Origin of the sequence: Haloarcula sp. CGMCC 1.6347 (genome assembly GCF_037078395.1) — an archaeon.
Taxonomy (GTDB): Archaea; Halobacteriota; Halobacteria; order Halobacteriales; family Haloarculaceae; genus Haloarcula; species Haloarcula amylolytica.
Genome location: NZ_JAYMGX010000003.1, coordinates 36889 through 55979, shown reverse-complemented (window position 1 = coordinate 55979; position 19091 = coordinate 36889). Strand labels below are relative to the sequence as shown.

The window sequence follows — 19091 nt, the reverse complement described above, 5'->3', positions numbered from 1 at the left end:
CGTCCGGTGGGACTTCTCACTGGCTGAAAACCAGCGGGCATACGTACTACCGTCCGACGAGTATCGGCCGACTTCGGCGATATAACAGTATCTGTGCCGTATTGTGAACAGCCACTCCCTCTGAGAAGTCCGCTCTACTTTTTTAGCGTGGGGTTGCATTCGTGATACGTAACCGGATGATCAGACGCGACCTATGACAATCGAACAATTAGAAGAGTACGGACTCGAACAGATGGACGACGAAGCGATTCGGGAATTCCTCGCCACACACTCGACCGGAGTCTTGGGGCTTCCGACGGCGGATGTCCCGTATCTGCTGCCGTTATCGTACGGCTTCGACGACGGAGCCTGCCTCTATTTCACCTATCTCCTCGGCGAATCGAGTCGGAAAGCGGAACTGACTGAGCGAGCCGGCCGTGGCCGGTTTCTCGTCTACGACATCGACACGGCGTTCGAGTGGCAGAGCGTGATGCTTGCCGGCGATATCAGCAGTGTGCCTGAGGACGACTGGTCGGATATCACGGCGATGACACAGAACGCCTGGCGACCCAACACGCTCCAGACGGCCACCACCTCCGGCGGGGTCGCACTCTACGAGTTCGAGATAACGGACCTTGCCGGTATCCGACAGACCGGACTGGCACCCGACTTCCGGGAGAACATCGAACCGTGATTGCCACCGACTTGGGGAGGAAATGGCGGTTTAGCCGTTGTAAATACGATACGCGCCACCTCCGAAAATCGAACGGATCGATATGTGGACGGGTTCCCAATACAACAATAGATTATTAGCTTGTGATAATGGTCAGCGGATTGAAATAGGAAGCGGTGCATTCTTTTAGTATGTACGACACGATTGTGGTCGCGACCGACGGCAGTGCTGACGCGAACCGCGCAGCGACACACGCGCTCGAACAGGCCGAGCAACACGGTGCCGAGCTTCACGCCGTCTTTGTTGTCGATACGGACCGACACGCCGAGCCAGCCCTCAGTAGTATGGAACTGGAGACCATCGAAATCGAGGAATGGGGGAACGATGAACTCGCAGAGGTCGCCGAGAGAGGTGACGCGCTCGGCGTCGAGGTCACCACTCGCTGCTGTCACGGGAAACCGTACGTGGAGATCATCAGTTACGCCGACGAGGTCGACGCTGACCTGATCGTGCTCGGATACCACGGCCATTCTCACACGAAAACTGGTCAAATGGGAAGCGTGACCGACCGAGTCGTCCAGAACGCGGGACGACCGGTGCTGGTGGCTACCTGAGAGAGTGACACAGAGACCCTTTCAAACGGGCATACACCGGCGGAACTGTCTCAGAGCACTCACCTCGGCGTAAGAGTCAGGCGCAGCAACGACTGCGACCGAAACCGATTCCAGTGTCACCGTCTGATCTATGATCTGAGCGATGCTCCAACCGACGGCTGACTGGATTAGTCCCGGTCAATCCGCAATGTTGATCGCCGTGCTGGGACTCGCTACGCTCGGAACGCTGGCGCTGTTTTTCGTCGCGGCGGCCAGTACACACCGACGCCGGTCGCGGCCGTACGTTCTGTTGACTGTCGCTATCGGGTTGCTGGTCCTTCGGTCCGTGGTCGGCATCGGGACTGTACTCGGGGCTGTCCCGATGGTAGTACATCACCTCACCGAACACGGGTTCGACTTCCTCATCGCGCTGCTGGTGCTGAGTGCGATCTATTCGGTCGCGCCGCCGAGCGTCCCCGACTGACCGGCGTTTCGACGCTCGCACCACGAACCATTTGGTGTCGTCTAGTGTACTATCTAGTATGTCTGACTATGCACCAGCCCTGACACGCCGGCACTTCATCGTCGGGACCGCGACAGTCGTGTCGCTCTCGGGGTGTCTGGGGACCAGTGAAGAGATGAAACCGGTCGCCATCGAGAGCGGACAGAACTGTGACCAGTGTGGGATGGTCATCGACCAGCACCCGGGTCCAGTCGGCCAAACGTACTATCAGGACAACACGCCCGAGGGGCACGACCCGCCAGCACGGTTCTGCAGTACGACCTGCACGTATCGCCACCGGTTCGCCAAAGAACAGTCGGGGTGGACGCCCGCGGAGACGTTCCTGACCGACTACAGTGCAACCGACTACGATGTCCGGACTGATGGGGGCAAGACCATCATCTCCCGGCACTTGGAGTCAGAGGCGTTCGCTTCGACTGAAGAGGTCACAGTCGTCGCGAATTCGGAGATAGAGGGGTCGATGGGGACCGCCATCGTCCCGTTCAGCGACAGCGCGGACGCCGAGTCGTTCGCCGAGGAGTACGGCGGCCAGACCCTCCCTGCCGAGGACATAACGCGAGAACTGGTGGGCGGGATGTAAGCGGGTTCCCGCGCAGTGAGAACGTCCGATACCCTGTTGTCCCGGTGGCTGGAAAGCCGTACTGAAGACTATGTCCACGGTTACTGAGCAAGTGCGTTCCCACGTCGAGTCCAAACCGGGAGTCCATTTCAACGCGCTTGCGGCAGATCTCGATATCGCGACTGGGCAGGCACAGTATCACCTGCGGAAACTACGCCGCGCCGGCGACGTCGTCGCCGAGGAGATTCAGGGCAAGACGCACTATTACAGCCGGGAGTACGATCCCTGGGAGCGACGTGTACTCGCGTTTGCCCGGCGCGAAACTGCGCGGACGCTTCTGCTGCATCTGCTTGAAGCAGAGTCCCTGTCGGCAGACGAACTGACCGACCGGCTGGGAGTCGCCCGGAGTACGGTTTCCTGGCACGTTTCGACACTGGCCGACGCGGGGATACTCGAAAAGTCGTACGGCGAACGGGGGCGTGTCGTCGTGGCCCTGACCGACCCTGACGAGACACGGCGGCTGCTCGCTGCAGTCCGTCCATCGCTCACGGACCGTCTCATCGACCGGTTCACGCGGCTGGTCGACGGCGGACTCGCGGCCGCAACGGACGACGGCTGAAATCAGGCCGCATCCGTCGCAAGCATCGCCCCTACGAACGTGAGTCCCCACCAGAACAGGAGCGAGAGGGCGGCGACCCACGTCGGGACGAACGCTGACCGGCCCGGAACAGCGACGTACAGGACCTGATCGAACACGAGTCCGCGATACGCGCCCGCCGGAGTCATGGCGAGCGCGCCGCCGAGTGTGCCCGTCGTGACGCCGGTGTCGAGCGCTGCAAACACCGCGAGGTCACTGCCGACGGTGAGGACAAGCAGCCCGGCGAGTGCGAGCACGAGTGCTCGGCCCCGGCTTCGGGCGAGCGCCGACAGCAGGAACGCGATAGTCAGCGACGAGAGTGCGTACAGGACTGTCAGCGCGATAAACCGGATGAACAGGAACGGGGAGTCGACGCCGCGATGGCTCGCAAACACCGTTGTCTCCGGTCCCGCGGTCGTCGCCACGTTGACGCCCAGCGCCAGCAGCGGGACGACGACAATGGTGAGCAACAGGAGGGCACGACCCGCGTACACCCCCCCGACGTACGACCACGTCGAGAGCGGGTAGGTGTCGAGGATATCGAGTTCACCCCGGACGGCGGGGTCGGCTATCGCGCGATAGCCGACCGCGAAGGCAAGCGTCGGCACGAGTACTTCGACGGCGACGAGCGTATCGACGACGGTTGGAACGTAGCCGCCAGCGGGGCCGCCCCCGGCGTAGGCGAGGCCGAACAGGACAATCCCCGTGACCAGTCCGAGCACGAGATAGGTGCGTGTCCTGACCGCACTCCGGACCTCTCGCACGAAGACCGTCCAGAATCGGTTTCCGTTCATCATGACTGCTCACCCCCCGGAGCGGCGATAGCAGCTCTGTCCTGATCCAGAAGCGCCGTGAACGTCTCGTGGAGCGGCCCCCCGGTCTGTTCCCGCAGGGATTCGACCGACCCGGTCCGAACGAGGCTGCCGGATTCGAGCACTACGAGTCGGTCGGCCGTCGCCTCGACTAGCGGTAGTTCGTGTGAGCAGAGAACCACGGCGCGACCGGCGTCGGCAATCGATTCAATGATATCGAATATCAGCCGACTCATCGCCGGGTCGAGACCGCTTGCCGGTTCGTCGAGCATCACGATGGGTGGGTCACCGGCCAGTGCCTGTGCGATTCCCAGGAGGCGCGTCATCCCCCCGGAGAGCCCGGACACGGGACGGCCGGCCACTTCTTCGAGGCCGACACGTTCCAGGAGCCGGTCCGGGTCGTCGTCGACGAGGTCCGCGTAGAACGCGGCGGTCTCCCGGACGCTAAAGCCCGGCCGGAAGGTCGGCCGCTGTGGCAGGTAGCCCAGCTGGCGTTCGGCCTCAGGCCCGCTGTACGAGACGGTGCCGCTGGTCGGTCGCTCGACGCCCAGAAGCACGCGCAGGAGCGTCGATTTCCCGGACCCGTTCGGGCCGATGAACCCGGTCACGGCGTCGGACGGCACGTCGAGTGACACCTCTGAAACGGCTGTCACGTCGCCGTACTTCTTCGTGACCTCGTCCGCCGTGAGGTACGTCTCGCCAGTCATGCTGCCCCCTCCATCGAGGTCTCGTTTCGAAGATGCCTGACGGCCTCGGGGTTAGCAGGGTCTGTCAGGGGTGCCCTGTCGACGATGCTTCCCCGCCGGAAGCCGGGCGTGGTTCCGCGGAGCGCCCGGAGACCCCGGACACTCGGTGCCGACCTGAGGACGACCGCAGCGTCGGTCTGGTGGAGGCGACGGTCGACGGAGTCGGTAGGCGAGTAGGACTGGACCAACACCGGGCCAGCCCCCCCAGTGAGGTCGTACGCACCGCTCCAGTAGTTCCCCCTGCCTTCGTGCGTGTACACGCGTAGCGGCCCCGGTCCCGAGACCGCGTGACGGTCGTTGGCGATGAAGTCGTTCTCGGTGACGATGTTCGACGGGACGACTGTCGACGCCCGCACACCGATGTCGTTTCCGTAGAGGACGTTGTGCTCGTACAGGGACCGGGCGGCGTTTGTCGACATCGCTTGGTCGGTGTCGACTACCACGTTGTGCGCAATATAGCTCCGGGAGCCGGCTAACATGACGCCGCTGCCGGAGTGGCGCACGTCGTTCCCGACGATGGCGTTCGCCACGGGGTTCGTCATGACGACGACGCCGGCGTACTCCTCCCCCCGGGCGACGTTGTCCGCAACGAGCGACCGGGAGGTGTACATCAGGTGGACGCCGAAGCGATTGTCCCTGAACGTGTTGTTCCGGACAGCGGTCCCGTCGGCCCGGTGGAGGTAGACGCCGTCACGCCCGCCGTTGAACACCGAGTCCTGCACGACAATCGGGCCGTGCATCCCGATAACGCCCATGAACCCGTCTTGCCAGTCTGCCGTCCCGTTGACCGTGACATTCTCGACAACCGCACCGGGTGTCCGCCGCAGAACGACGCCGCTTGCGGGCGTCTCGGCGCTGAGGTTCGCGACGTACAGTCCGGACGCGTTGCGACCGGTAACGGCGGCGTCGCTGTTGCCGTAGGCGGTCGTCACGGTTGCGTCCCAGGCGCTATCGCTGGCGTTCGTCGGATCACCGACCGTCGTGTTTCCGACACCGACGATGTCGAACCCGGTGACACCGACCCGGTCGGCAGTCACGGTCACGACGGTGCCGCTCCCACCCCCGTCGAGCGTCGCTCCGGGGCCGCTGAGGGTGAGTGGCTTGTCTATCGTCACCTGCTCGTCGTAGGTCCCTGCCGGGACGACGACCGTCGTGTTCGGCGGGGCCGCATCGACGGCTCCCTGTATCGTCTCGGCATCGGTTCCGACTTCGACCGAAACAGGCCGGTTTCGGCGTTCTCGCGCCGCCTGCACACTGGCATCCGCATCGTTCCGCCGCGGACCGACCTGTTTTCGGATCGCCCCCGCTTGTTCGAGGTCGAACGACTGGGTCTTGAGGGTCTCCCAGTCGATGGTTCGTCCGCCACATTTGTCGGCAAACGCCGCGGCGTCGTCACGGTCGGCGAACGGCACAACCGCCGGACCGGACGGGACCCTCGCCGACCCATCGACGACGTAGTGGGCCTGATTGGCTTCGACCCAGTCCGGCGGTGTGGCGGTCCGGAGGTAATCGTCGTCACCACACCTGACCGGCCTGTCACTGTAGTCGGAAACGTACACCGCGAGCGGATAGCCGAACTGCTGCTCGTGCCCCGGTTCCGTGAGCGCGGTCACAGCCTGGTCGAGGCCGACGTAGCCGACGACGTAGCGGTACTGCGAGTAGAAGACCTCTACTTTCGGGACGCTAATGCTCTGGTTCCGTGCGATCTGTTCGTCGGCCATCGTGATCCCACGTTGGACGGTGTTATCGAACGGTACTGGTTCAGGTCGGGCGCTGCTGATATCGACAGCGAACGACGCGGCGAAAACCAGTGAGCAGAGGACTACCGCGAGTAGCGCGAAGACTTGCACGGTCGTCAGGGCTGGTCGCATCTACCGGCCCTACGACCGATGTCCCATTACAGTGTTTGGTGCGCCTCTCGAAACTGGCGGCGCACCCGCAAGCACGGTCAGCCGCGACAGCCCGAAAACGGGTCTAGCACTGTTCCAAAACGGAGGTTATTGACACACTATTGACATCCTCCTCCGCGTGAACGCGGAGGAATCCCAAGCGTGGGGATATTAAGATCTACAGTCCACCACCTCTGTCTGCGGTTGGAATCCGCAGGAGAGGTCGTACAGGTAGACTGAAGGCTGTGCCAACCAGCCGGTACACCTATCCCCGGACAACTGCCCGGAAGACTCGGAGTTACTTTCATCGTCGCTGTTTATCTCGAGACGGATGTTCTCCGCCCCATTCACATCCGCGTTGAACGCATCATCGTGTTCCTCGCACACGTACAGACCACGTTCAACCCGCTGATTCTCATCTGTTTTCCCGCACACGCAACACGTCTTACTGGTATCGCGTTCGTCCACTTCGTTCACTTCGATACCTTCCACTTTCGCCTTGTACGTGAGAATCGAAGTGAAGCGGTCGAACGCCCAGCCGTGCAAGTCGAGGTTGCCGTGCCGACCCCAGTTTTTCGCCTCGCCATCGCCGTCTTCACGCACTCCTTCCAAGTCACCAACATTGATTCGGCCAACCTGTTTCTCAACACACCGCTCAACGATGTGCTTGGCGAGACTGTGGAAGAAGTGGGTGCGGCGTTCACTCCATTTCGTATGGAGTCGGGTTGCTCGCTTGCCGCCTGAGTCGTCGCACTTGGCGATTTCTTTCGGGAAGTAGTACCCGTCTTGTTTCAGACGGTTGCCCGGATACAGGTCGGCTTCTTCGGTACTGTAGGCAACGGCGGCGAAATTGCAGATGCCGAGGTCGATGCCAGCGGTTTCATCACCGGGAGCATCTGGGGTTTCAATCTCGTCTTTGCAGACGATGTGAAGCTCCCACTGACCTTTCGCACGGTTGTAGACGGCACGCACCTGTTGGACGTTCTCAACAGTCGCGTCAGGCCGGGTTTCGTATTCGACCAGCATATACTCCCACGCTTTCGGGTGTTCTTTGTGATTCGCGCCTTTCGACAGGCGAATCTTGTTGTGTTTCTTGTCGTGCTTGAACCCGTTCTGCTTCCATGTCACGGTGGAACGCGGGTGTTCTTCGTGAACACGGTTGCCGTCTTGGTCGTAGTAGTTGCGTTTGCGGTAGCCCGGCGGGTTCGCACGGTCATCGGACTTGCGTTTCTGATACCACGAGTGAAAGCTTTCAGCAAGCTCCTCAAGAACTCGCTGACTGGACTGGCTATGCAGCCCATTGTATTTGGTGTGGTCTTTCAACTCGCGTTTCAAGTCTTCATGGTCGGGAATCTCGCCGGTTTCGTCCCAGACGTTGCGGGCGTGATAGTTGGCGACGTTCCAGAGTTTGCTGGCACTCCACCCATGCCGGTCGAGCGACTCTGCAACCTGTGAGTGGTTGCAGATTTTTGCTTGGTGGGTGCGGTGAACTTCCAGCATCGTTTGAAACGGCTCTATAAGCGGTTATAACAGTCTAAATTGTAAATATTGCGGTTGGCGTTGAATATCCAGACGTGGTGTAGCTGGGGGTTTGGTCATCGGAGTGTCGGCTTCATCACCCGCCTGTTCAGTCCTCGGTTCCGACTAGCGGTCGGAACACTCGTCCCTCACGGGAAGGCGGGTGTATTCGCCTCGAATCTCTATAAACCCGCACAGGTTTTACCGGTCGGCTACTTGTATCTGCGTTCCGTTTGTTCGAAAGAGTAATGAGTGACAGTCAGGATCAAAACCCCCGGGCCGAGCAGACAGTCTGTCCGTACTGTGGCGTCGGCTGTACGATAGAGTACGCGGGCAACGGCAAAGCAACCGGAACAGCGGGGCCGGTGAATACGAGTGGTGAGGTCTGTCCGAAAGGCGTAGCCGCATTCGACGTGGTTGCGCACGAGGAGCGGCTGACAGAGCCGCTTGTCCGTGAGGGCGGTCACTTCGTCACTGCTCCCTGGGAAACTGCCCTGAGTCGCGTCGCTGCTGAACTCTCGGAAATCATCGACCAGCACGGGCCAGACGCCGTCGAGTTCTTCGCGTCATCGAACTGTACGAACGAGGAGAACTACGTCTTCCAGAAGATTGCCCGGATGCTCGGCACCAACAACGTCGACAACTGCGCTCGCCTCTGTCATTCCTCGACGGTCGCCGCGATGAGCGAGCGCCTCGGTGCCGGGGCGATGACGAACACGCTCGATGACCTGGCCGAAACCGACTGTCTACTCGTCACCGGTGCGAATCCAGCCGAACAGCATCCCGTCATTTTCCGGTCGTACTTCTTGCCGGCGATTCGCAACGGAGCCACACTCATCCATATCGACCCGCGCGAGACGGACACGACCGACGCCGCCGACATCCACCTCGACGTCCGTCCCGGATACGACATCCAGCTCCTCAATTCGATGGCCAAAGTCGTTCTCGAGGAGGGACTCGTCGACGAGTCGTTCATCAAGGAGCGAACGACTGGCTATACAGATCTGACAGCACATCTCGACGATGCCGACATCGAATCGGGTGCCGACGCAGCCGGTGTTGCACCGGAAAGCGTCCGGGAGGCGGCCCGAGCATACGCCGAGGCCGATACAGCGGCAATCGTCACCGGAATGGGGATGAGCCAGCACACGTCCGGGACCGACAACGTGCACGCGCTGTTGAACCTCGCGCTGCTGACCGGGAACGTCGGTCGCCCGGGAACCGGCGTGAACCCGCTCCGCGGCCAGAACAACGTCCAGGGAGCCGGCGACGTCGGCGCGCTTCCCAACGTGCTCCCCGGCTACGAACCCGTCACGGACCCGGAATCCCGACAGCGTGTCGCCGACGAGTGGGGCGTCGAGCCGCCGAACGAACCCGGCCTGACGGAGACCACTGCGACACACCAGTTCGGTGACGCCGTCAAGGCTGCGGTCGTGTTCGGCGAGAACCCGGCCGTCACGGAACCGAACGCCAGTTCTGTCAGGGCCGGTTTCGACGAGCTCGATTTCTGTGTCGTCATCGACCTCTTCGAAACGGCGACCGTCGACCACGCCGACGTCGTGCTTCCGGGGAGCAGTTGGGCGGAGAAAGCGGGGACCGTGACCAACACGGACCGGCGAGTGATGCGGATGCGACCGAACGCTGACCTGCCCGGGAACGCCCGCCGTGACCTAGATATCCTCACGGACCTCGGCCGGCGGCTGGTCGGCCAGTCGGATGCGTTCGACTACGACGGCCCGGAAGCGGTGTTCGAGGAGCTGACGCGGGTCAACCCACTGTACGCCGGCATGAGTTACGACGGTATCGGTGACAGCTACCAGCGGTGGCCGTTCCCGGCGGACGCCGATTCCGGCACCGACGTGCTCCATACGGAGACGTTCGCCTCTGGCGAGCAAACCGCTCCGCTGGTCCCAGTCTCGCCGTCGCCACCGGCCGATGCCGTTGCCGAGAAACAACTCGTTCTCACGACCGGGCGCGCACTCCAGCACTTCAACAGCGGCGCGCTCACTCGGCGGTCGGAGACACTCATGCGGATGCGCGGGGAAGACGTCCTCGAAATCCACCCGGACGATGCCGCCGCTCGGAATATCGAGGACGGCGATACTGTCGTCGTCGAGAGCGAACGCGGCAGCGTGACAGTGCCGGCGGCCGTGACGGCGGCCATTCGACCCGGGGTCGTGTTCTGTACGTTCCACTATCTGGACCCGCTCGCAAACGCCCTGACCGGCGATGCGCTCGACCCCGTCGCCGAGATTCCCGAGTACAAGCATTCGGCGGTGACAGTGCGAAAGGCAGGGTAGAACCAGTGGGAGACCGGTCGTACAGGTGGCCAATTCGAACGGCATGTGAAGCGTTGTCGACGCGCTCTACTCACCAATAAAACAGTTTCTACGTTTCTCAATGCGGTGGATTAGTCGCAATAGTCATTCTTGTCGGATGGGTAGGTAATCGTATGTTGGATAGTCGAAACAGTCGCAAACTCAGTGCAGCAGTCGTACTTTTCCACGGCGTCGTGACTGCGCTCTTCCCGCAGATAAGTGTCAAATTCATCAAAGCCATGATCGGGAAGAACTTCGACAATGCGTCCGAGTTGCAGGTGAAGCCAGCGTATCGCCGGCAGTTGCGCGCGGTTGGCGTTGGTATGGTCGCCGCAGCCGGTACGGATCTCCTGTTGCAGAGTGCTGGGGAGACAGACGACGACCTCCCCGCAGCTGACGGGGGCGACGAGTAACACGGTCAACAATACGGTTAAATCTGGGTAGTCGCGGTCCTAAAGACAGCAATTCAAATCCGCCACACAGCCAGGCCTCGCAACTTCTGTCTAAAGGTACTGCTGTGTACACACTGGCCGTCGCCGAAGCAGGTGTTGGCGGCTGTGACGAAACAGCCGTCAGTGGTCGTGTCCCTCCATCACCATCGGGTGTCCGGTGGCGTACGCGCCCGGGTTCGAATCGAAGGCGTCTCTGCAGGTCTGTGAGCAGAAATAATACGTCGTCCCCTCGTGGGACGCGCTCGATTTCGCCTCGTCGGTCCGCATCCCACACACCGGGTCGCGGTACTGCCCGGGCGAACCGAGGCCGCGGCGGTACACGTACAGGAGAAACCCAGAGAGCGCGAAGGCGACGAGGTTGAGGTAAAACGTGTAGTTGAGTTCGAAGTACGTCTGTTCGGTCGCCGTCTCCCCGCCGGCCAGATCCGGGACGATGCCGAAGGCGTCGAACAGCAGTTCCATGAGGAAGCCGGTGAACGCCATCGTCACGAAGAAGACACCGAGGATGTACAGCATGACTTTCCAGCCGTAGTACTTCCGGTAGACGTTCAACACGGGGATCGTGATGAGGTCGGCGTAGACGAACGCGATGACGCCGGCGAAGCTGATGCCGCCGCCCCAGAGTGCGACGGCGAAGGGGACGTTACCCATACTGCCGACGAAGCTGACGACGGCGATGGCGACGCCCATGATCGCGTTCTCGGCGGTTACGAGCAGGCCATCACCCTGGACGAACAGCGTGTTCCACACCCACTGCGGGACGAAGACGATGACGAACCCGGAGACGAGAAAGCCCGCGATGACGTCCTTCCAGATCATCGACCACTCCTTGCGGTACTGGTTCCCGATCTTGTACCAGCCGCCCCAGGACAGCAACTCCTCGCGCCACCCGCCGCGACTGGACGTGGTCTGCAGGTAGGTCTCCATACAGCCCTCCGAGCAGAACTGCAGCGTCTCCCCGCCGTCGGTCGTGAGTGTGTACTCGTCTGTGCCCTCCATCCCGCATGTGGGGTCCTCAGTTGCGCCCGACGCTCGGTCACGCTCGTTGAGCGTCGTACGCACTTCGTCGAACAGGGTCTCGGGGAGTGTGAAGTGGACGATGACGGCCATGACAGCGATGAGGATGAGGCCGCCGAGCAGTTCGGCGACGAGGAACTCCCAGCCCAGCAGAATCAGTATCATCAACCCGAGTTCGACGATGAGGTTCGTCGACGCGAACATGAACGCCAGGAAGTTCACCGCGTGAGCACCTTTCTTGAACAACCCCTTCCCGATGGCGACGGCCCCGAAACTGCACCCACTGCTCGCTGCCCCGAACGCGGTCGCTTTGGTGAGGCCGGCCAGATCACCGTCGCCCAGCACGTCTGCCATTCGCTCTTTCGAGACGTAGACCTGAACGAGACTCGTAATCGTGAGGCCCATGATGATCGCCCACGCGGCTGTCCAGAGGAATCCGACACCGATACGGAGGGCTTCAACCACCCCGTCGATCATCGTGGCCTGCATAACGGTACTATCGTAGGGGTCGTCTTTTGCAGTTTCCCTTAAGATATTGTGCCTATAGCCGGCTTCAGCTGTGGAAACAAAAATATGGGGGTGCGGATTCATATGAATCTAAGGCGCAACCGCATTGAACTATGACCACGTACGTAACAGTAGAGGCGAACCCACGGAGTGAACATATATGCCTGAAACTACGGACGACACACGGCTGGTCACGATCCTGCTCCTCATCATTGGTGCCTTTGTCATCGTTCCGATGGTCTTCATGGGCTTCGGGATGATGGGGTTCGGGCCGATGATGGGCGGTATGTGGGGCAGTGGAATGTGGGGCGGCGGAACGATGCCGGGCTGGATGTTCGTCGTCGGAATCGTGATGCGACTCCTGTTCCTAGCCGCCATTATCGGCGGTGGTTACCTCGTTTACAGGGCCGTAGTCGGCAGTGAGAATGACACGGACCAAGCGTTCGAAGAACTCAAGCTCGCCTACGCCCGCGGAGAGCTGACTGACGAGGAATACGAACAGCGACGGGCGACACTCGAACGCGATACGGAGTGATTTACCGTCTCTTTTTGATGCCCTCGATAGGCAGCTAGCCTGTCCAGTCGTTGCTATCAGTTCAGTCGTCGCTGTCGACAGTTGCTTCGGTGCCGGCGTCGCGGACCTGCGTCGCTTCACTCTCCACGTTGACCCCTTCCCAGTCGTGGTCTGTGTGGAACCCCTCGCGTTCTTTCGCGCTCTGGGCGACACGGATGAACTCCGCCTTGTCGCGGGCCGCAGCGATGGTGTGCCCGCCACAGTAGGAGAGCCCGGAACGGATGCCGGCACAGAACTCCTCGGCCACGGCACCGACAGAGCCTTTGTACGGTGTCAGCGCTTCGACTCCCTCGTCGGCGCTGACGTTGTTCTGTTTGTCATCACGGTCCTCGGCCGCGGCGGTGGTCGCCATCCCTCGTGATCGCTTGTACCGCGTGCCATCGACTTCGACGACCGCACCAGGGGCCTCCTCCGTGCCGGCAAAGAGGCTCCCGAGCATCACGGTATCTGCCCCGGCCATCAAAGCCTTCACCGCGTCACCGGACGTGCGAATCCCGCCGTCCGCGCAGATAGTGACGTCGAGGTCCTCGGCGGCTGTGGCACAGTCATCGACGGCGGTTAGCTGGGGGACGCCGGCACCCGCCACTTTCCGGGTGGTGCAGTGTGATCCGGGCCCGATGCCGACTTTGACACAGTCGGCCCCGGCGGCGGCGAGGTCTTCGACGCCCGCGGGCGTCGCGACGTTGCCGGCGATGATGTCGGTGTCGGGGAATTCGTCGGCGAGGGTTTCGACGGCATCGAGCGTCCGGTCGAGGTGACCGTGGGCCACGTCGACGACGAGCGCATCGACACCGGCCCCAATCACGGAAGCGCTCCGTGCGACGTAATCTTCGTTGATGCCGACGGCCGCACCGACCTGTTCGTCCGCTGCTTTCACCTGCTTTACCTGCTCGGCCTGTTCTTCGGGCGTAAGGAACCGGTGCAGGACCCCGAACCCGCCCGAACGCGCGAGTTCGATTGCCAGGTCTGCCTCCGTGACGGTGTCCATCGCGGCGGAGACGAGCGGTGTGTTCAGTTCAACGGTCGGAGTAAGGGGTGTCGAGAGGTCGATGTCGCTCCGACTGTCGACCGGTGACCGCTTCGGGACGAGAAGAACGTCGCCGTAACTCAATCCAGTGCGTAAGTCGTTCATACCCCGCTAATCGAGCCCCTCCTAGCACAAAAGCAACTCGGATTAGAGATGCCCCACCGGGTGCGCGGCCACGACTCGTTCCGCGTGGCTCGGTTGCTGTGGTTTTTAGGCCGGGCTAAAAATCGAAGGCTATTTGTTACTTTAGGCTGGGCTAAAATCTATGGCGAAGACAGATCCGGACGAAACGTGGCCGACGCGGAGAGAGTGCGTAAAGTACGGGGCCACGCTGCTGACCGCTGGCTCGCTCGCGGGTTGTTCTGGGGTTTCGAGTGAGGCCACCGAGTCGGGGGAAACCAAGGCAGGACCCGACCGGTCTTTTTCAGGGACGATGGCACCGGTCGGCGAACTCAGACTCGAGTCGAGCCCGGAAACTATCGTCGGCGGGTGGGGATTCGAGGAGGACATCCTGACTGCACTGGGGGAGGCCGACAAACTCATCGCCGCCGAAGGGAACCAGTTCTGGTTTACCGGGTTTTACGACCAGCTTCCCGGCGTAGACGTACCTGATCCCGACTCACTGGAGTTGGTCCGGACAGACGACTGGTCGCTCCGAACGGAGGTGCTCTACGAACTCGACCCGGACCTGTTCGCTACTGACCCGAACCGGTTCATTTCGTACTACGGTGTTGACGAGGGCGATATCTCCGAAATCAACGATTCGATTGGGCCGTTCTTTGGGAACGCCAGCCGCCGCAAGCGCGGCGACGACTGGCCCACCTGGCCCGGTGGTGAGTCCTATCCCTACTACGATATCCCCGAATTCGTCAGCAGGTACGGGGCACTGCTCGGAAAGTCCGAGACAGCCGCTGCTATCAACACTCTCTACGAGCAGGCCCTACAGGAGATGCGGTCGCGCGTTCCGCCGGTGTCCGACCGTCCGACCGTCGGATTGCTCAACGCACAGATAAACCCCGGCAACGAGGGGTTCTTCCGTGCCTACAACCCCAGAACTGAGATCGACAAGGCATACGGGAAAAAACAGTACAGAGATCTCGGCGTTGTCGACGCGTTCGAGGGCGAGTACGGTGGTCAGTCCGGGATTCAGGTCGACTACGAGGCGCTCCTCGACATCGATCCCGACGTGCTGGTGTTCCACTTCGGCGTCAATTACCGCGACTGGAACGGCGAGGATGCGCTGAGAAAGACGGTCGAGGGGATGCGCGACAGTTCGCTAGGGCAGGAACTCACCGCCGTCCAGGAGGACGAACTGTACGTCGGCGGGTCAGCCTATCAGGGCCCGATCATCAATCTCTTCCAGACGGAGATGCTTGGAAAACAGCTCTATCCCGACGAGTTCGGGGAGTGGCCGGGCGAGATCACCGCCGGCGAGCTCCCGGCCATTCCCGAGGGCGAACAGCTGTTCGACCGCGATGAACTCGCCGACATCCTCGCCGAATCGAGCGGAGGTACCGACTCACAGTGACGGAGTAACGTGTTGCACCGTTGCTGTCGCTGCTCAAAAACAGTAATCGTGGGTACGCAACTGACGAGCGGGACGTTCCTGTTGAGGCTGTCACCACCTGCTCAGCGGTGCTGAAACAGTGCGCTGACTGACGCGGCACACGCTTCTGCGAGCAGTTACCTACCATCGGTAGCGGCCACGACAGAGATAGCAGTTTCACGCTTTCGTACGCAAGTACGGCCAAACGGGTTTTGGGCTCCTGCGGGAAAGCTGACGGCGGGTGGCAATGGGCACCTTGTGTGCCACCCACTGCAGTCAGAGGCACGGTGGGTTCTGGACCCGAGGTATGGGTTGGGGGAAGTGGCTCAAAGGAGGAAGGGGCCCAAAACGGGGACCAGAACCCGTGTCGGTGTAATGCGCCGTTCAGCATATTTTTGTGGTAACTCCTAACAGAGTGGGAATTCCACGCAATACAGTCGTCCACGGGACGCACAACTCAGTCAATCACACGAAAGAATGGTACGTTGCTATGGGGGTGGGAGAAATGGGGTGCAACGTACCATTGGAAGTCGTCGGTTTCGACAACGGATTCCAGCCCGAAGCAATCGTGTGGGCGAATCCAACGCGATTGGACAGGGCCCAGAACCCACCTAGCACCGATACGAGTGTATATAAAGCGTTTGTGAAATCCCCACGCCGTCTGTTGGTTTTATCGCAAGCCACTCATTTCTCACTAACTATTCAACCACGCGCGAGACACATCTGCGTTCCAGCAGCAAAGGAATGGTGGGCAGCCGGGGGGAGTGGCGTGCAACGGCACCATTTGGAGTCGTCAACCACGACGACAGGTTCTAGACCCGGACCGTTTGACGAACGTGATCGGATTCAATGGGGGAGCGGATGCGGGGACCAGAACCCTATCGAATGGCATGTACTTGGCATAAAAAATCGTTGTGACGTTTTATCCCATTTCATTAGCTCTGCGATGACTGAGCTTCCGCAATCGCGGCATCGAGAGGTGGACGATACCCCACACACAGCCAGGGAGGAGCCGTTACAATCACCGATAGCGACCGGCGGTTGCTGGCTGTGGCGTTGCGGAGGACCACGGCACTGGCCGTGTTAACGGAGATCACACGACGGAAACTACCCACTGCCCATGTGTCGTGGGGTCAAGTACAGATCGGACCCGACAGGTAACCCACTGCTAGTCGGGCTGGCACTCATACTGTCGGCTGTAAGTCTGTGAAGCATTTCGCCACCTCGGGGTGGCAAATATCTTGAAATAGTTACAATGGACAGTATCAGGGACACTCACTGCCATCGACGAGCGAGTTCGTATGCAGCAGTAGTCGGCACTGTGATCGTAAGCACTACGAATATGATTTCCTCGACTGTCGGACCGGATTGAGCGATTGCGCTATAGAACACTAATGCGGCGGTAGCGAGGACACCGACTACGGTCGCGACGTACTCGGGGTGTATCCAGCTTTGTCGGGAGGGACTGGAGGACATATGCGATTGGATACTTGCATCTGTGCTAATTCCTGTGGTTTTCCAGATTCCAAATAACCCGAAGGCAAATCGTCTCAGCATCATTGGGCGTGAAGTAATAAACCAGATCCAGCTTTACCGAGGCAAGAGACATAGTCGATGGGAGTCGTCCAGACTGCAAGGAGCCCGGTGCCGATTCGAAACAGTGAGTCATTCGATGATTTCGAGGCCAGTAATCTCAAATCGTGTCCCACCCATCGAGCTCTCGGTTACGCGAATATCCCAGCCATGTGCGTCAGTGACTCGTCTGACGATGTTGAGGCCCAGACCAGTCCCCGATTCGGAAGTCGAGTAGCCAGCCTCAAACACCTTTTCGCGGTCCTCGACGGGGATTCCGGGGCCGTCGTCTTCGATGTAGAATCCGTTGGTGTCATCGAAGATACCGCCGACAACGACAGTGACATCCAGGCCAGCGTGATCGATCGTATTCCTGAACAGATTTTCCAGCAGGTGCTGGAATTGGTCGGTATCCGCTTTTATCAGTGGCTGGGTATCGGCCTCGCAATCGCAGTGCAGTTCGGCCTCATCTGCCGGATCAGATACAAGCTGCCACGCCGCCTCTGCGGCGGCTTCGATGGCAACAGGTTCCAGTGACCCGATTTCCCGTTGCTCCCGCGCTAGCCAGAGGAGGTCCTCTACAATGCGTTCCATCCGTTCAGTCGCTGTCTCGATCACAGCAAGGTGATCGCTCGAATGCGTTTCCTGAACGAGATCCAGCCGACCTCGGATGACGTTTAGCGGGTTCCGCAGGTCGTGGCTGACAGTAGCGGCAAACTGCTCTAGCTGTTCTTTTTGATCCTGCAGTTCCCGTTCACGCTTTTTCCGTTCGGATATATTTCGACCGGTACCGACAAGCCCTATCAGGTTACCGTCCTGATTAGTCAAGCGGTCACCGGTGAACTCGTGGGGAATACGCTTCCCCGATCCAGTAAGGAAGTCCGCTTCGATGGTTGAGTGCCCCGTTGTGAGCGCCTCCTCGATTGCCTCGGCGACTGCGTCCCGTTCGTCTTCCGGAAAAAGACTGCTCGCGTCGAGATTCGTGATTTGCTCGTCAGTGTGTCCGGACACCGTTGCGAATTGTTCATTACAGCGCTGGATTTTGCCCGCAGAATCGAGCACGTAGAATATATCTGCAAGTGAATCGAGTGCCTGGTCGATAAAGGTCCGCTCTGCGCGCAGTTCGTCTCGAATCTTCAGCGAGTGCATGGCGTGCGAGATGCTATCCCCGAGTTCGTCGAGTAACGCCTGTTCGTCCTCACTAAAGGCAAACGAACGGGACGAATAGACGCACAGGAGACCGTACAGAGTGCTATTGTATTCCAGCGGAACCGCAGCGGTGCTTCGATAGCCGCGGTCGAGTGCCTCCTCTCGCCAGACCTCGAACGCCGGATCATCTTGAATATTCTGTGACGTCGCAATACGTCGTTCTCGAACGGCCGTGCCCGCGGGACCTCGTCCGGTGGGGGAGTCGTCCGCAGTGACAACAATAGTATCGAGGGACTCGTCCTCGACGCCGGCCCAGGCCTGTGGCTCGATTCGGTCTGTGTCAGGATCCCGCTCGCCGATCCATGCGAAACGGTAGGGTTCGGAGTCGCTAATGATCTCACAGACACGGGTTTTGATTTCCGATAGCGAACTCGCTCGGATGAGCGCCTGGTCGATGCTACTGACGAGCGCGCGAACCCGCTCAAGTTCAGCAGCACGCTGATTGGTGCGGTACTGTTCGACGGCGTTTTCGATACGGTTTGCGAGGAGTTCGTATCGTTCCGTACCGTGCCCTTTCCGGAGATAATCGGTTGCACCGGCGGCGATGGCGTCGCTAGCGACCGCTTCGCTTCCCTCCCCGGTGAAGAGGATAAACGGGAGATCAGGGAACTCCTCACGGACAGCTTTGAGGAGTTCAATACCGTCTTTCCCGGGCATTCGGTAGTCGCTGATAAGACAGTCAACGCGAGTTGTAGCAAGGCAGTCGAGCGCTTCAGCAGCACTTGCGGCAGTTATAACGTTGAGTTTACTGGATTGCTGTTCGAGTATTTCGGTTGCTACATCTAAAAAATTCGGTTCATCATCGACATGCAGCACAGCAATACTCGACATCTCTGGCACAATATCGAATCTACCTAATTTCGGTTCATAAAGTTGCGGACCCAAATCTCAGAATATATACTCCGATACCGGCGGTGCCCGATTTGTGAGTGCCCGGTGA

General features: G+C 60.4%; 16 protein-coding genes. 9 read left to right on the top strand and 7 right to left on the bottom strand.

What is annotated here, in order from left to right; genetic code table 11:
• Positions 1–193 precede the first annotated feature (193 nt).
• The 5 genes from VI340_RS16275 (at position 194) to VI340_RS16255 (ending at position 2946) form a co-directional block, all read left to right on the top strand.
• The gene (locus VI340_RS16275; RefSeq protein WP_336358758.1) at positions 194–673 is read left to right on the top strand and encodes a pyridoxamine 5'-phosphate oxidase family protein; all 480 of its coding nucleotides are present in this window, start codon (positions 194–196) and stop codon (positions 671–673) included.
• A gap of 170 nt (positions 674–843) precedes the next feature.
• A complete protein-coding gene (locus VI340_RS16270) occupies positions 844–1266 on the top strand; it encodes a universal stress protein (protein WP_008311793.1) in 423 nt (140 codons plus the stop codon).
• A 187-nt stretch (positions 1267–1453) separates the two neighbouring features.
• Positions 1454–1729 carry a DUF7471 family protein gene (locus tag VI340_RS16265; RefSeq protein ID WP_004595131.1) on the top strand — a complete coding sequence of 92 codons (276 nt, stop codon included), beginning with the start codon at positions 1454–1456 and terminating at the stop codon, positions 1727–1729.
• Between the two features lie 58 nt (positions 1730–1787).
• The gene (locus VI340_RS16260) at positions 1788–2348 is read left to right on the top strand and encodes a nitrous oxide reductase accessory protein NosL (RefSeq protein WP_336358757.1); all 561 of its coding nucleotides are present in this window, start codon (positions 1788–1790) and stop codon (positions 2346–2348) included.
• A gap of 70 nt (positions 2349–2418) precedes the next feature.
• A complete protein-coding gene (locus VI340_RS16255) occupies positions 2419–2946 on the top strand; it encodes a winged helix-turn-helix transcriptional regulator (protein WP_336358756.1) in 528 nt (175 codons plus the stop codon).
• 2 nt (positions 2947–2948) lie between these two features.
• Here the strand turns inward: VI340_RS16255 and VI340_RS16250 are convergent, their stop codons facing one another.
• The 4 genes from VI340_RS16250 to VI340_RS16235 all read right to left on the bottom strand — a co-directional run bounded on the left by VI340_RS16250 (position 2949) and on the right by VI340_RS16235 (position 7911).
• Complete coding sequence (locus VI340_RS16250) at positions 2949–3761, bottom strand: ABC transporter permease (RefSeq protein WP_336358755.1); 813 nt, start codon at positions 3759–3761, stop codon at positions 2949–2951.
• Positions 3758–4483, bottom strand: a complete 726-nt coding sequence (locus VI340_RS16245) for an ABC transporter ATP-binding protein (RefSeq protein ID WP_336358754.1) — start codon at positions 4481–4483, stop codon at positions 3758–3760. The genes VI340_RS16250 and VI340_RS16245 overlap by 4 nt, the downstream gene beginning before the upstream one ends.
• Complete coding sequence (locus VI340_RS16240) at positions 4480–6393, bottom strand: NosD domain-containing protein (RefSeq protein WP_336358753.1); 1914 nt, start codon at positions 6391–6393, stop codon at positions 4480–4482. Before VI340_RS16240 ends, VI340_RS16245 begins: the two co-directional genes overlap by 4 nt.
• A 189-nt stretch (positions 6394–6582) precedes the next feature.
• Positions 6583–7911 (bottom strand): RNA-guided endonuclease InsQ/TnpB family protein, encoded by a 1329-nt coding sequence (locus tag VI340_RS16235; protein ID WP_336358752.1) that lies wholly within the window; start codon positions 7909–7911, stop codon positions 6583–6585.
• Between the two features lie 266 nt (positions 7912–8177).
• Between VI340_RS16235 and fdhF the strand changes: the two genes are divergently transcribed.
• Positions 8178–10229 carry a formate dehydrogenase subunit alpha gene (gene fdhF / locus VI340_RS16230; protein ID WP_336358751.1) on the top strand — a complete coding sequence of 684 codons (2052 nt, stop codon included), beginning with the start codon at positions 8178–8180 and terminating at the stop codon, positions 10227–10229.
• 152 nt (positions 10230–10381) lie between these two features.
• Positions 10382–10660: a hypothetical protein gene (locus tag VI340_RS16225; protein WP_008311780.1), complete on the top strand. Its 279-nt coding sequence runs from the start codon at positions 10382–10384 to the stop codon at positions 10658–10660.
• Between the two features lie 159 nt (positions 10661–10819).
• Here the strand turns inward: VI340_RS16225 and VI340_RS16220 are convergent, their stop codons facing one another.
• On the bottom strand, positions 10820–12205 hold the full coding sequence (locus tag VI340_RS16220) for a permease (RefSeq protein ID WP_008311779.1): 1386 nt from the start codon (positions 12203–12205) through the stop codon (positions 10820–10822).
• A gap of 178 nt (positions 12206–12383) precedes the next feature.
• On the opposite strand from VI340_RS16220, the gene VI340_RS16215 reads away from it, so the two are divergent.
• Positions 12384–12758, top strand: a complete 375-nt coding sequence (locus VI340_RS16215) for an SHOCT domain-containing protein (protein ID WP_008311777.1) — start codon at positions 12384–12386, stop codon at positions 12756–12758.
• A 61-nt stretch (positions 12759–12819) separates the two neighbouring features.
• Here the strand turns inward: VI340_RS16215 and VI340_RS16210 are convergent, their stop codons facing one another.
• Positions 12820–13929, bottom strand: coding sequence for a guanosine monophosphate reductase (locus VI340_RS16210; protein ID WP_336330155.1), 1110 nt, complete (start codon positions 13927–13929; stop codon positions 12820–12822).
• Positions 13930–14089: 160 nt separating this feature from the next.
• Between VI340_RS16210 and VI340_RS16205 the strand changes: the two genes are divergently transcribed.
• Entirely contained in the window at positions 14090–15352 is a 1263-nt protein-coding gene (locus VI340_RS16205; protein WP_336358750.1) for an ABC transporter substrate-binding protein, read from the top strand.
• Between the two features lie 1683 nt (positions 15353–17035).
• Here the strand turns inward: VI340_RS16205 and VI340_RS16200 are convergent.
• On the bottom strand, positions 17036–18982 hold the full coding sequence (locus VI340_RS16200) for a hybrid sensor histidine kinase/response regulator (protein ID WP_336358749.1): 1947 nt from the start codon (positions 18980–18982) through the stop codon (positions 17036–17038).
• Between the last annotated feature and the right edge of the window lie 109 nt (positions 18983–19091).

Excerpts from the sequence above, each read along its gene's own strand:
- VI340_RS16220 (WP_008311779.1), bottom strand. The coding sequence starts at position 12,205 with ATGCAGGCCACGATGATCGACGGGGTGGTTGAAGCCCTCCGTATCGGT.
- VI340_RS16205 (WP_336358750.1), top strand. The coding sequence starts at position 14,090 with ATGGCGAAGACAGATCCGGACGAAACGTGGCCGACGCGGAGAGAGTGC.
- fdhF (WP_336358751.1), top strand. The coding sequence starts at position 8,178 with ATGAGTGACAGTCAGGATCAAAACCCCCGGGCCGAGCAGACAGTCTGT.
- VI340_RS16255 (WP_336358756.1), top strand. The coding sequence starts at position 2,419 with ATGTCCACGGTTACTGAGCAAGTGCGTTCCCACGTCGAGTCCAAACCG.
- VI340_RS16235 (WP_336358752.1), bottom strand. The coding sequence starts at position 7,911 with ATGCTGGAAGTTCACCGCACCCACCAAGCAAAAATCTGCAACCACTCA.
- VI340_RS16225 (WP_008311780.1), top strand. The coding sequence starts at position 10,382 with ATGTTGGATAGTCGAAACAGTCGCAAACTCAGTGCAGCAGTCGTACTT.
- VI340_RS16265 (WP_004595131.1), top strand. The coding sequence starts at position 1,454 with ATGTTGATCGCCGTGCTGGGACTCGCTACGCTCGGAACGCTGGCGCTG.
- VI340_RS16260 (WP_336358757.1), top strand. The coding sequence starts at position 1,788 with ATGTCTGACTATGCACCAGCCCTGACACGCCGGCACTTCATCGTCGGG.
- VI340_RS16275 (WP_336358758.1), top strand. The coding sequence starts at position 194 with ATGACAATCGAACAATTAGAAGAGTACGGACTCGAACAGATGGACGAC.
- VI340_RS16245 (WP_336358754.1), bottom strand. The coding sequence starts at position 4,483 with ATGACTGGCGAGACGTACCTCACGGCGGACGAGGTCACGAAGAAGTAC.
- VI340_RS16270 (WP_008311793.1), top strand. The coding sequence starts at position 844 with ATGTACGACACGATTGTGGTCGCGACCGACGGCAGTGCTGACGCGAAC.
- VI340_RS16200 (WP_336358749.1), bottom strand. The coding sequence starts at position 18,982 with ATGTCGAGTATTGCTGTGCTGCATGTCGATGATGAACCGAATTTTTTA.
- VI340_RS16250 (WP_336358755.1), bottom strand. The coding sequence starts at position 3,761 with ATGATGAACGGAAACCGATTCTGGACGGTCTTCGTGCGAGAGGTCCGG.
- VI340_RS16210 (WP_336330155.1), bottom strand. The coding sequence starts at position 13,929 with ATGAACGACTTACGCACTGGATTGAGTTACGGCGACGTTCTTCTCGTC.
- VI340_RS16215 (WP_008311777.1), top strand. The coding sequence starts at position 12,384 with ATGCCTGAAACTACGGACGACACACGGCTGGTCACGATCCTGCTCCTC.
- VI340_RS16240 (WP_336358753.1), bottom strand. The coding sequence starts at position 6,393 with ATGCGACCAGCCCTGACGACCGTGCAAGTCTTCGCGCTACTCGCGGTA.